The sequence below is a fragment of the Achromobacter sp. RT286_PF genome (genome assembly GCF_059760425.1).
Window position 1 is genome coordinate 1 of record NZ_JCBAMR010000020.1, and the last position, 11,814, is coordinate 11,814.

An 11,814-nucleotide genomic window follows, 5' to 3' on the forward strand; every position below is an offset into this window, starting at 1 on the left:
GTTATTTATTGCCTGGCGCGCAAGCGCCCCGTGGGGCGCCTGGCCAAACAACCCGCCCTTAGACGGGCCCGGTCCACTCCGAGACGAACTCGCGGAAGTCCGGGCGGTTGGCCGGCGGCACGGCGCAACCCGGCGTGCCGATGGCCAGGTAACCCAGGAAGCGGTAGTCCAGCGAATCCAGGCCCAAGGCGTTCTGCACGTCTTCAACGTAGGTGCCCACGCCGGTGCTCCAGAACGCGGCGTAGCCCAGCATGTGCGTGGCGTTCAGGATGTTCATCACCGCGCAGCCGGTGGCCAGCAGCTGTTCGTGTTCGGGGATCTTGGTGTTGCCGTGGGCGATTTTCTGCGCCACGCCGATAAACAGCGGCACGCTGGCCATCCATTCGCGCACCGACTTTTCTTTCTCGGGCGTCATGCGCGGGTCGCCGCTGCGCTTGACGGCATCCAGCGCCACGTCCGCCAACTTGCCGATGGCCTCGCCTTGAATCACGACGAAGCGCCACGGGCGCAAGGCACCGTGATCGGGCGCCGACATGGCGGCTTGCAGGATCTGTTCCAGCTCGTCCGGCTTGGGAGCCGGCGCGCGCAGGAACTTAAAGGAACGGCGCGAGGTCAGCGCGTGCAGCGGGGTGGCGGTGGGGGTGGTGGCAGTCATTGAGTCGGGCGCTTTTGTAAAAAAGACAGATTCTCATATTAAGCGATGCCGTCCGGCCGATAGGGGTATCCCCTGACCGGCGGCAAGGGCATCGGCGCGAATGGGTGGCGGTCAGGCCGGGGATTCACCCGAGATGCGTATGCCGTTCCTGGCGCTCTTCCACCTGCATTTCGGACAAGCCGTGCAGGATGCCGCAATCGTCCGTATCCGGGCGCGCCGACAGGCAACGCTGGCGCAATTCGGTCAGTTGGGCTTTCAGTTGCAGAAGCTCGGCGATACGTTCATCCACATGCGAGATGTGTTCGTCGAACAGCTCATTAATAGGGCCACAACCCTTCTGGTGGTTGTCGGCCAGGGACAGGATCGCGCGGATTTCGTCCTGCGTCATGTCCAGCGCCCGGCAATTGCGGATCAGGCGCAGACGTTCCAAATGGGCCTGGCCGTAACTGCGGTAATTATTAAGCCCGCGGTCGGGCGCGGGCAGCAGGCCTTCTTTTTCGTAATAACGCACGGTTTCGACCGTAGTGCCGGCCGCCGTCGCCAATTCGCCGATTCGCATCACGCCTCCTGGAACGCATTCCGAGTGAAATTTTGGGCTTGACCCTATAGTAACTCCAAGGTGTGCAATGGCGTCATCCGTTTCAACAAGGCGCAGAAGATGGCTTTTCCTCCGATCAAATCGCACGATCACCGCGCTGGCGGGCAGGCCGACGCCTGCTGCAGCGGGCATGACCACGCCCACGGGGACCACGAGCACGACCACGCCACGCATGACCACGCCGCCCACGACCGCGGTCAGGGCGGCCATGACCATAGCCATGGCACGGGCGGGCACGATCACAGCAAGCGCCATAGCCATGGCTCGGACAAGCACGGGCACGATCACAGCCACGGCCATGAGCACAATCACGCCCCCGCCCCCACCGCCTGCTGCGGCCATGACCATGGCGGGCAGGCATTTACGGCGTCGGCCAGCGGCGCGGCGACGCTTACGGCCGGCCCCGGCCAGGCGCTGGCGCGGTTGCGCATCGGGCAGATGGACTGCCCCACCGAAGAAACCCTGATCCGCAAAAAGCTCGACGGCCTGGACGTCGTGCACGCGCTGGACTTCAACCTGATGCAACGGGTGCTGACGGTGGTGCACGCCGAGGGCGCGCTGGACCGGGTCATCGCGGCCATCAAGTCGCTGGACATGACGCCGGAACCCCTGGCGGACGGCACCGCGGGCACCCCCGCCGCCGCCAGCCGCGTGAACTGGTGGCTGATCGGCGGGGCCGGCGTGCTGGCCGCGCTGTCCGAGTTTTCGCATTTCGCGGGCTGGCACTGGGGCGTCACGGCAGCGCTGGCCGTGGCAGCCATCCTGGCTTGCGGCGTCACCACCTACCGCAAGGGCTGGATCGCCGTGCGCAACGGCAACCTGAACATCAACGCGCTGATGAGCATCGCCGTGACCGGCGCGGTGCTGATCGGCCAGTGGCCCGAAGCCGCCATGGTGATGTTCCTGTTCAACGTGGCCGAGCTGATCGAAGCCCGTTCGCTGGACCGCGCCCGCAACGCCGTGCGCGGCCTGCTGGACCTGGCACCCGAAACCGCCACCGTGCGTCAGGCCGATGGCGCCTGGCTTGAGGTGCCGGCCGCGCAACTGGGCGTGGGCGATGTGGTGCGCGTACGCCCCGGCGAACGCATTGCGGCCGACGGCATCATCGTCAGCGGCCGTTCCACCGTGGACCAATCGCCGATCACCGGCGAAAGCCTGCCCGTGGAAAAGGCGCAGGACGACCCCGTCTACGCAGCCACCGTGAACGCCGCGGGCTCGTTCGAATACCGCGTCACCGCCGCAGCCGGCAACACCACGCTGGCCCGCATCATCCATGCCGTCGAGCAGGCGCAGGGCGCTCGCGCCCCCACGCAACGCTTCATCGACCGCTTCTCGCGCATCTACACGCCCGCCGTGGTGGCGGTGGCGCTGCTGGTGGCAACCGTGCCCCCGCTGCTGTGGGGCCAACCCTGGTTTGACGCGATCTACCGCGCATTGGCGCTGCTGATCATTGCCTGCCCCTGCGCCTTGGTGATCTCGACGCCGGTCAGCATTGTCAGCGGCCTGACGGCGGCCTCGCGCCGTGGCATCCTGATCAAGGGTGGCGTGTATCTGGAAGAAGGCCGCAACCTGAAGTGGCTGGCGCTGGACAAGACCGGCACGCTGACCCACGGCAAACCGGTGCAGACCGACCTGCAAGACTGGGACGTGTCCGACGCCACCCGCCACCCCGCCACGTTGATCGCGGCCAGCCTGGCGGCGCGCTCGGACCACCCCGTGTCGCTGGCCGTGGCGAACGCGGCACGCGAGGCCGGCAAGACGCTGCTGGACGTGGACGCCTTCACCGCCCTGCCCGGCCGTGGCGTCAGCGCGCGGATCGATGGCGTGACCTTCCAATTGGGCAACCGCCGCCTGATGCGCGACGCGGGCGTGTCCAGCCCCAAGCTGGAAGCCCGCATGGACGAATTGGAACGCCAGGGCAAAAGCGCCATCGCATTGACCGACGGGCAGCGCGTGCTGGCGTTGGCCGCTGTGGCCGACACGGTCAAACCCAGCAGCGCCGAGGCCATCGCGGACCTGCACGCGCTGGGGGTGCGCACGCTGATGCTGACCGGCGACAACACGCCCACCGCGCAAGCCATCGCGCAGCAGGTGGGCATAGACGAAGCGCGGGGAGATCAGTTGCCGGAAGACAAGCTGACCGCCATCGAAAGCAAGCTGGCGGCCAACGAGGCAAGCGCCGGCAAGGTGGGCATGGTGGGCGACGGCATCAACGATGCCCCCGCACTGGCGCGCGCCGACATCGGTTTTGCGATGGGCGCGGCCGGCACGGGAACGGCAATTGAAACGGCGGACGTCGCCCTGATGGACGATGACCTGCGCAAGATCGGAACATTTTTGCGCCTGTCACGCGCCACCCACCGCGTGCTGATCCAGAACATCGTGCTGGCGCTGGGTATCAAGGTGGTGTTCCTGGCGCTGGCCATGACGGGCAACGCCACGCTGTGGATGGCCGTGTTCGCCGATGTGGGCGCCAGCCTGCTGGTGGTGGCCAACGGCCTGCGCCTGCTGCGCGCGGCGCAGTGATGCGGGCGCGGCAGTGATGTAGTGACGCAGTGATGCAGTGACGCGTTGGCGGGACGGGCTTGCTTAGCCCGTCTGCTCTTCCTGCGGCCAGTCGCGCAGCACCGGTGCATCGGGTGCACCGGGGCCGACGTCGCGCAGGTGTTCGTGTTGCAGCAGCGCCATACGGTAGGCGTCGCGATAGGCGCCGTTGGAAAAGAACTCTTCTTTCATCAGCCCTTCGATCTGGAAGCCGCAGCGTTCGTAGACGTGCACGGCGGCGGTATTGTCCTTGTCGACCACCAGATAAACCTTGTGCATGTTCAGCACGCGAAACGCATAGCCCACGGCGATGCGAGTGGCCGCCTTGGCGTAACCCCGGCCCTGGTAGCTGGGCGCAATGATGATCTGGAATTCGGCACGGCGGTGGATGTAGTCGATTTCAACCAGTTCGACCAGGCCGGCGGGCTGCCCGGTATCGTGCTCGATGATGAAGCGCCGTTCGTTTTGATCGTGCAGGTGGCGATCATAGAGTGCGACCAGTTCGTCATAGGCCTCGTAGGGCTCTTCGAACCAGTACCGCATGATGACGTCGTTGTTGTTGATCTTGTGCACGAAGTGCAGATCGCCGCGCTCTAGGGGGCGAATTTTGATATCGGATATGACCGACATAAGAACCTCCGAAAGTGTCGCCATTGTATTCCGATTCGCCTCGAAACGACCGTCTTATGGGAATTTCAGAAATTTCTTGAACGTTCATGCGGCTTTCCAGCCATTTTTGCCTGGAAAGCATTGTCGTTACTGCCTTTAAATATCAAGACTTTCTAAAAACACCTTGCACGCCGGTCTGGCCCGGCGGCCAGGCCCCGCAGGCGGCGCGGCCCGGTTTTGCGCTATTGCCAAACCCTGGTACGTCTCCAATAATCGTCCCGTCGGCAACGGCTACGCCGCAAGACCACGACACACATTCAAAAATCCAAGAGGAAAAAACATGCACATCCTGGTGGCTGGATTCCAGCACGAGACCAATACCTTTGCGCCCTCCAAGGCCGGGTATGACAACTTTGTCCGCGGCGAAGGCTTTCCCGCGATGGTGCGCGGCCAGGACATGCTGGCGCTGCGTTCGGTCAACATTCCCGCCGGCGGCTTCATCAACGCCATCCAGGCGGCCGGGCACACCGTGCATCCGGTGATCTGGGCCGGCGCCAGCCCATCCGCGCACGTGACGCGTGACGCCTTCGAACGCATCGCCGGTGAAATCCTGGACGCCGCGCGCGCCCGCCCCTACGACGCCGTCTACCTGGACCTGCACGGCGCGATGGTGACCGAACACCTGGACGACGGCGAAGGCGAACTGCTGGCGCGCCTGCGCCAGATTGTCGGCCCCGCCGTGCCCGTGGTCGCCAGCCTGGACCTGCACGCCAACGTTACCGCGCAGATGCTGCAACAGGCCGATGCGCTGGTCGCCTTTCGCACCTATCCGCACGTGGACATGGCCGACACGGGCGAACACGCGGCCCGCCTCTTGCTGGCGCGCATTGCGGCGGGCGACCACTGGACGATGCACGTGCGCCGCCTGCCCTTCCTGATCCCGATCAACGGCATGTGCACCATGCTGCAACCGTCCAAAGGCGTGTACGACGCGCTGGCGCACCTGGAGCAAACGGCGGGCGTCACATCGATATCGTTCGCGCCGGGTTTTCCGGCAGCGGACTTTCCGGAATGCGGCCCCGTGGTGTGGGCGTACGGCACCGACGCGGCGGCCGTGGAACAGGTCACTGAAACGCTGTACCGGCAGGTGCTTGAGCTGGAACCGCAATGGTCGCCCGACTTCCTGGAACCGGCCGATGCCGTGCGGCGCGCCCAGGAGCTGGCCGCGGGCGCGTCTCGCCCCATCGTGATCGCGGATACGCAGGACAACCCCGGCGCGGGTGGCGACGCCAATACCACCGGCATGCTGCGCGCGCTGGTCGAGGCGGACGCGCAGAATGCCGCGCTGGGCTTGCTGTACGACCCGGACGCCGTGCGCGCCGCCACCGCCGCCGGCATCGGCCAGACCGTCACGTTAAGCCTGGGCGGGCAGTCCGGCGTTGCGGGCGATTCCCCGTTTACGGGGGACTTCGTCGTGGAAACGCTGTCGCCCGGCAAGCTTCGTTTTGATGGCCCGATGATGCACGGCATGGACGTGGACCTGGGCGCCGTGGCGGGCTTGCGTATCGGCGGCGTGCGCGTGGTGGTCAGCGCCAGCAAGGCGCAGATGCTGGACCGCAACCTGTTCCGCGTGGGCGGTGTGCAGCCTGAGGAAATGGGGATATTGGTCGTGAAAAGCTCGGTGCACTTTCGCGCCGACTTCCAGCCGATTGCGCACGACGTGCTGGTGGCCAAGGCGCCCGGCCCGATGCAGGCCGACCCGGCGGACCTGCCTTGGACGCGCTTGCAACCGGGTATGCGCGTACGCCCCGAGGGACGGCCCTTCGGGCAATAACGCTGGGGGATAAACCGTCCGGGGTACGCGCCCCGGACGCGTTATTTCAGCTTGCCCCGCGGGCTGACAAAGTCTTCCAGTGTCAGCCCCTTTTCCTTCAGGATGGCTTCCAGCAGCGGTTGCAGCTTGCCCAGGCTTTCCTGCACCGTTTCGCGCACGGTATCGACCACGACCTGCGTGCTGCGCTCGATTTCAATGTTGACGAAGTCGCCCACCTGCTTGTCTTCGAACACCGTCATGCGGCGCGTTTCGGGAATCAGCCACACTTCAAACCAGCCTTCGGCGCGGTTCACTTCCGACACAGTCAGGCTGGCGCCGTTGATGGCGATATAGCCCTTGGCGAACACGTATTTGCGGAAAGCTTCGGGAATGCTGAAACGCATCAGGCGATTGGTGTCGGACGACTTCACCATGATGACTTCAGACGTGAAATCGACGTGCCCCGACAGCGGATGCCCGCCGATCTCGGCCCCGTCCTTGGCAGCGCGCTCGACGTTGGCGCGGTCGCCTTCGGCGTAGCTGCCCAGCGTGGTGATGGCCAGGCTTTGCAGCATCACGTCGAACGTGGCCTGGTTGTCGGATAGCAGTTCAGTGACGGTCAGGCAGACGCCGTCCGTCGATACGCTGGCGCCGATGGCCAGGTCTACACAGAAACCAGGGGGGAAATCCAGCGTGAAGGTGCGCAGGCCTTCGCGGTCCGCGATCTTTGCGATCGTCGCGGTGCCTTGAACAATACCGGTGAACATACAGATCCTGAATACGGGGCGGCGGGCCCCAGAAGCAAAACATCAACGTTAACCGATATTTTGCTCCGGACCGCCGCGCCGCATGCGGGTACCTGGCGTCACCCGCCAGCCATCAATGACGGATGGCGATGGTCTTGAGCGTGGTGAAGCCGTACAGCGCTTCAAAGCCCTTTTCGCGGCCATAGCCCGACTGGCGCGAGCCACCAAACGGCAGTTCCACGCCGCCGCCGGCGCCATAGTTATTGATGAAGACCTGGCCGGCGCGCAGTTGGCGGGCCAGACGCATCTGGCGGGCCCCGTCGCGCGTCCACACGCCCGCCACCAGGCCGTACAGCGTGCCATTGGCGATTTCCAGCGCTTCTTGCTCGGTGTCGAACACCATGGCGGCCAGCACCGGGCCAAACACTTCTTCCTGCGCCAGGCGGCTGTTGGGCGGCACGTCGCGGAACAGCACGGGCGGCTGGTAGTAGCCCGACTCGGGCGCGCCGTCCTGGAGCTGGCCGCGCGCGGCAACCTTCAAGCCTTCCGCTTGCGCTTCGGCCAGGAAACCGCGCACGCGATCGTGCTGGCGGCCGCTGATCAGCGGACCCACGTCCAGGTCCTTTGCGGCCGGGCCGGTAACGGTTGCGGCGAAGGCGTCCGACAGGCGCTTGAGCACCGTTTCGTACACGCCACGCTGAATCAATACGCGGCTGCCCGCCGAGCACGTCTGGCCGGCGTTCTGGATGATGGCGGCCAGCAGCACCGGCATGGCAGCGTCCAGGTCGGCGTCATCGAACACGATCTGGGGCGACTTGCCGCCCAGTTCCAGCGTCACCGGCACGTGGTTATCGGCGGCGGCATGGGCCACCATCTTGCCGGTCTGCGGCGAACCCGTGAACGAGATATGGTCGATGCCGGGATGCGCCGACAGCGCCGCGCCCGCTTCATGGCCGTAGCCGGTGACGATGTTCAGCGCGCCCGCGGGCAGGCCGACTTCAGCGGCAATCTCGGCCAGCTTCAGCAGCGACAGGCACGCGTCCTCGGCGGGCTTGACCACGCAGGCGTTGCCGGCGGCCAGCGCCGCGCCAACGCTGCGGCCAAAGATCTGTAGCGGGTAGTTCCAGGGCACGATGTGGCCCGTCACGCCATGCGCTTCGCGCACGGTCAGCACGGTGAAGCCCGGGGTGTAGGGAATGGTCTCGCCATGCAGCTTGTCGACGGCGCCGGCATAGAACTCGAAATAACGCGCCACGGCGGCGGCGTCGGCGCGCGCCTGCTTGATGGGCTTGCCGGTATCGGCGGATTCCAGTTGAGCCAGCTCTTCCTGGCGGTCCAGCAGGGCAAACGCAATCTTCATCAGCAGGCGGCTGCGCACGGCGGGCGCCATCTGGCCCCACTCGCCTTCAAACGCCTGGCGCGCGGCCTGCACGGCGCGGTCTACGTCCGCCTCGCCGGATCGGGCAATCGCCTCGAAGGGCTTGCCATCGGACGGGTTCACGACGGCAATGGTTTCACCGGTGGCAGAGGCCACCCATTGATTGGCGATAAAGTTCTTCTGAGTCACGGTGTGCGGAGTAAAGTAGCGGCCGAACGGCCAGTTGCGGAAAAGGCGCCGACGCGCGCGCAACGTTCCCGGCACGATAAAAAGTGCAAGGTAGCGGTAGGTGTGCGGCAGCCCATATTGGCGGTGGTCGTGTTGTCTCGGATGCGGCCAGGCGGGCATTCCGGGTTTGCCGGTTCTTGCCGATGGCCGGGCGCCACGGGAAAGCCCGTGTCGCCGTCCGCGCGTCAGCGGCGCGGGCGATGTCGTTTGTGGCAAATTACGGGAGGCCGGCATAACTTGTCAATTGAATTGACAGCTTTCTATCCAAGGCTCGGAATTTTTGACTGAGGATTCGGGTAATCCCTTATCTATCAGACGGTTACTGATCTGTGCCTACCCTGGAATTTTTCCCGGATACCGCGATGTTGTCATGGCGACTGACAAACTTCCACTTTCTTCACGCTATTCACTTTGAGGAACGCGCCAATGAGCAACGAGCGTGACCCGCAGCTGGACGCATTACTGGAATCCGCTTCCCGTCCCCGCCCCGAATTGGATGTGCTGGCGGACGTGGCCTCTGGCCTGGGCTATGTCCGCGCCGAGCGCTTTGCCGAACGCGTCTACGAAAGCCTGTTCTACGCCATCGCCACCGGCAAGATCGCGCCGGGCAACAAGCTGCCCACTGAATTGGAATTGGCCGCGCTGTTCGAGGTGTCGCGCCCGGTGGTCCGACAAGCGCTGGACCGCCTGCGCGAAGACCGGTTGGTGGACTCGATCCGAGGCTCCGGCACCTACGTGCGCGCCAAGCCAGACTTGATGGGCGGCATGCCCGCCGTTGACCCGGCGCGCCGCGTCGGCCACATCCTGGAAGGCCTGGAACTACGCATGGTGATCGAGCCCGAATGCGCCTACCTGGCCGCCCTGCGCCGCAGCAGCGACGACTTGCACGACATGGACCGCATGCTGACGGGCTACGAAGAAGCCGACGCCTCCGGCGCCATCGCGCATCACTACGACTACGGCTTTCACCAGGCCATCGCCGCCGCCACCAGCAACCAGCGCTTCGTGCAAGTGCTCAAGTCACTGGAATACGACGTCAGCCACGCCGTCAACGTCATGCGCCACCTGGTCCACAGCGAACCCTGGAAACGCACCCGCGCCGCCATCGACGAACACCGCCACCTGTACCGCTTGATCCAGGCCCAAGACGCCGACGGCGCCCGCAACGTCATGCGCTCCCATATCGAAAAGGCCAAGAGCCGGATGCTCAATAGCGGGTCTGAGCATTGATCAAGGCGAAGACGGCTGGAATGGGTTTAGGATGGGAACGTCGAAATGAACGAAGTCGCCAACGTTTCGGGTCACCACGATCATCCTGGCGAGTTTCGCGGTCGCGGCGATCATCGCATCTTCGTTCAGCGTGTCAGAGCGGCGGTGAATCAACCTGGCCCACAGGCGAAAGGCCCTGCCATGCATGGGCAGGACGTTATAGACGTCCTGCAAGGCGTCCAACCAGCGTGAAAGGTCTTCCGCTTTGGCTTGATCCTGAGCCCGCGTCCTCTCAATTCCGATCTGAATTTCGCCGACCGTTACCGCGGACAGGTGCAACCTGCTGTCATCCACCGATTGCAACCAGGCGACGACGCCGGCATGCGGCCGGGGACGACGCAGTTCGGAAACAACGTTGGTGTCCAGCAAGTACATAATTTCATCGGCGCGTAGAAGAAGCGAAAGTGGGAAGCGCCAGGCGCTTCTGGTTCCTTGCAGGCGTCAACTGTTCGGTACGCGCGAAGTCGCTCAATAAAAGGGCTTTTAACGTCGGCTTCCTAGCGGGATCCGAAGTTGCGCCGAGCTCTATGGACGATCTGCCGGATTTGGCGGAAGGCGCGCACGGGCGCGGCCCCGCCCATTTGGGCGCAGCCTGTTCAAGACCACGTGAGATCGGTCGGGGCGACCTGGTTCCAAAAAATTCGTCAGGCATGTCAATAAGCTGGGCTTGGTCGTCCTGCGCAGGCGAGGTTTTCATGGGCGGCTCCCAGAAGAAGTATTGCAACAGTCTAGGCAGTAAAGCGTGTTTTGACATGCATATCGGCAAAATGTAGGACAAGTTCCTACTCCGGCGCGCCCGGAAGCAGCGACGTCCCCGTGTTGGTCCACTGCAGCGAACGGCCAAGCCGCCACGGTATCATCTGGCCTTATCTCTGGCGCGCGCCTGGCATGGGCGCACGCTCGGCCAACTATGCCCGCGCACGGTTGGACAGCCGACGCCGCCCTTCAGAAACCCAACGACAACCAGAACCGCATCCACAAACGGTCTACAAAAATCATGAAATTAGCTACCTGGAACGTGAACTCCCTGAATGTACGCCTGCAGCAGGTGCTGGATTGGCTGGCTGCCAATCCCGTCGATGTGCTGTGCATCCAGGAACTGAAGCTGACCGACGACAAGTTTCCGGAGGCGGCGTTCAAGGAAGCCGGTTACCACGCGGTTTGGGCGGGGCAGAAAACGTATAACGGCGTGGCGATTGTGTCGCGCGTGCCGGGTACGTCGATGGTGCGCAATATTCCCGGCTACGAAGATCCGCAGCAACGCGTGCTGGCGCTGACGTTTCCCAGCCCCGAAGGCGACGTGCGTGTCGTTTGTGCGTACTGCCCCAATGGTCAGGCGGTGGATTCGGACAAGTATTTGTACAAGCTGGCCTGGTTTGACGCCATGCGCAACTGGCTGGCGGAGGAAATCAAGCAGTATCCGCGCTTGGCGGTACTGGGTGACTACAACGTCGCCCCCGCCGATGAAGACGTGCACAACCCCGAGAAATGGGAAGGCCAGGTGCTGGTGTCTGAACCGGAACGCGCGGCTTTGCGCAGCCTGATGGAGCTGGGCCTGACCGATTCGTTCCGCCTGTTCGAGCAGCCCGAAAAGTCGTTTTCGTGGTGGGATTACCGGCAATTCGCCTTCCGTCGCAATGCCGGCCTGCGGATCGACCACGTGTTGTTGTCGGCCCCGCTGGTCAAGCGCTGCGTGGCCTGCGTCATCGACAAAGAGCCGCGCCGCAACGAGCAGCCGTCGGACCACGCGCCGGTGGTGGCCACCCTGGAATTCGTCTGAAAATAATTGCGCCGCGCCGTATTGCGCGGCGCTTTATTGTTCAGGTATAGTTTTGCTCTTGCTTCATTGGGGCGGTAGCTCAGCTGGGAGAGCGTCGCGTTCGCAATGCGAAGGTCGGGAGTTCGATCCTCCTCCGCTCCACCAATATTCCAGACAAGAAAGCCTTGGACACCGCAACGGGTTCCAAGGCTTTT

10 protein-coding genes and 1 tRNA gene are annotated in these 11,814 nt (G+C 64.2%); 5 read left to right on the top strand and 6 right to left on the bottom strand.

Features of this window, described 5'->3' with window-relative positions; genetic code table 11:
- Positions 1–58: 58 nt before the first annotated feature.
- Positions 59–655, bottom strand: a complete 597-nt coding sequence (locus AC6LJY_RS16540) for a nitroreductase family protein (RefSeq protein WP_104144915.1) — start codon at positions 653–655, stop codon at positions 59–61.
- Between the two features lie 124 nt (positions 656–779).
- Positions 780–1,214, bottom strand: coding sequence for a Cd(II)/Pb(II)-responsive transcriptional regulator (gene cadR / locus AC6LJY_RS16545; RefSeq protein ID WP_046804592.1), 435 nt, complete (start codon positions 1,212–1,214; stop codon positions 780–782).
- A 99-nt stretch (positions 1,215–1,313) separates the two neighbouring features.
- Between cadR and AC6LJY_RS16550 the strand changes: the two genes are divergently transcribed.
- Positions 1,314–3,779 carry a heavy metal translocating P-type ATPase gene (locus AC6LJY_RS16550; protein WP_498136369.1) on the top strand — a complete coding sequence of 822 codons (2,466 nt, stop codon included), beginning with the start codon at positions 1,314–1,316 and terminating at the stop codon, positions 3,777–3,779.
- Positions 3,780–3,842: 63 nt separating this feature from the next.
- Here the strand turns inward: AC6LJY_RS16550 and speG are convergent, their stop codons facing one another.
- Positions 3,843–4,427, bottom strand: coding sequence for a spermidine N1-acetyltransferase (speG, locus tag AC6LJY_RS16555; protein WP_006218930.1), 585 nt, complete (start codon positions 4,425–4,427; stop codon positions 3,843–3,845).
- 319 nt (positions 4,428–4,746) lie between these two features.
- On the opposite strand from speG, the gene AC6LJY_RS16560 reads away from it, so the two are divergent.
- Complete coding sequence (locus tag AC6LJY_RS16560) at positions 4,747–6,240, top strand: M81 family metallopeptidase (protein WP_498136370.1); 1,494 nt, start codon at positions 4,747–4,749, stop codon at positions 6,238–6,240.
- Positions 6,241–6,281: 41 nt separating this feature from the next.
- On the opposite strand, the gene AC6LJY_RS16565 is transcribed toward AC6LJY_RS16560, so the two are convergent.
- Together AC6LJY_RS16565 and AC6LJY_RS16570 are read right to left on the bottom strand one after the other, a co-directional pair.
- On the bottom strand, positions 6,282–6,986 hold the full coding sequence (locus tag AC6LJY_RS16565) for a riboflavin synthase subunit alpha (RefSeq protein WP_498136371.1): 705 nt from the start codon (positions 6,984–6,986) through the stop codon (positions 6,282–6,284).
- Positions 6,987–7,098: 112 nt separating this feature from the next.
- A complete protein-coding gene (locus AC6LJY_RS16570; RefSeq protein ID WP_046804645.1) occupies positions 7,099–8,532 on the bottom strand; it encodes an aldehyde dehydrogenase family protein in 1,434 nt (477 codons plus the stop codon).
- A gap of 465 nt (positions 8,533–8,997) precedes the next feature.
- Between AC6LJY_RS16570 and AC6LJY_RS16575 the strand changes: the two genes are divergently transcribed.
- The gene (locus tag AC6LJY_RS16575; RefSeq protein WP_046804589.1) at positions 8,998–9,801 is read left to right on the top strand and encodes a FadR/GntR family transcriptional regulator; all 804 of its coding nucleotides are present in this window, start codon (positions 8,998–9,000) and stop codon (positions 9,799–9,801) included.
- On the opposite strand, the gene AC6LJY_RS16580 is transcribed toward AC6LJY_RS16575, so the two are convergent.
- Complete coding sequence (locus AC6LJY_RS16580; protein ID WP_319305792.1) at positions 9,802–10,215, bottom strand: type II toxin-antitoxin system VapC family toxin; 414 nt, start codon at positions 10,213–10,215, stop codon at positions 9,802–9,804. It abuts the gene before it with no gap.
- A gap of 622 nt (positions 10,216–10,837) precedes the next feature.
- On the opposite strand from AC6LJY_RS16580, the gene xth reads away from it, so the two are divergent.
- Both xth and AC6LJY_RS16590 read left to right on the top strand, forming a co-directional pair.
- On the top strand, positions 10,838–11,620 hold the full coding sequence (gene xth, locus AC6LJY_RS16585) for an exodeoxyribonuclease III (RefSeq protein WP_046804588.1): 783 nt from the start codon (positions 10,838–10,840) through the stop codon (positions 11,618–11,620).
- Between the two features lie 68 nt (positions 11,621–11,688).
- Positions 11,689–11,764: transfer RNA gene (locus tag AC6LJY_RS16590), tRNA-Ala, on the top strand.
- Positions 11,765–11,814: the final 50 nt, after the last annotated feature.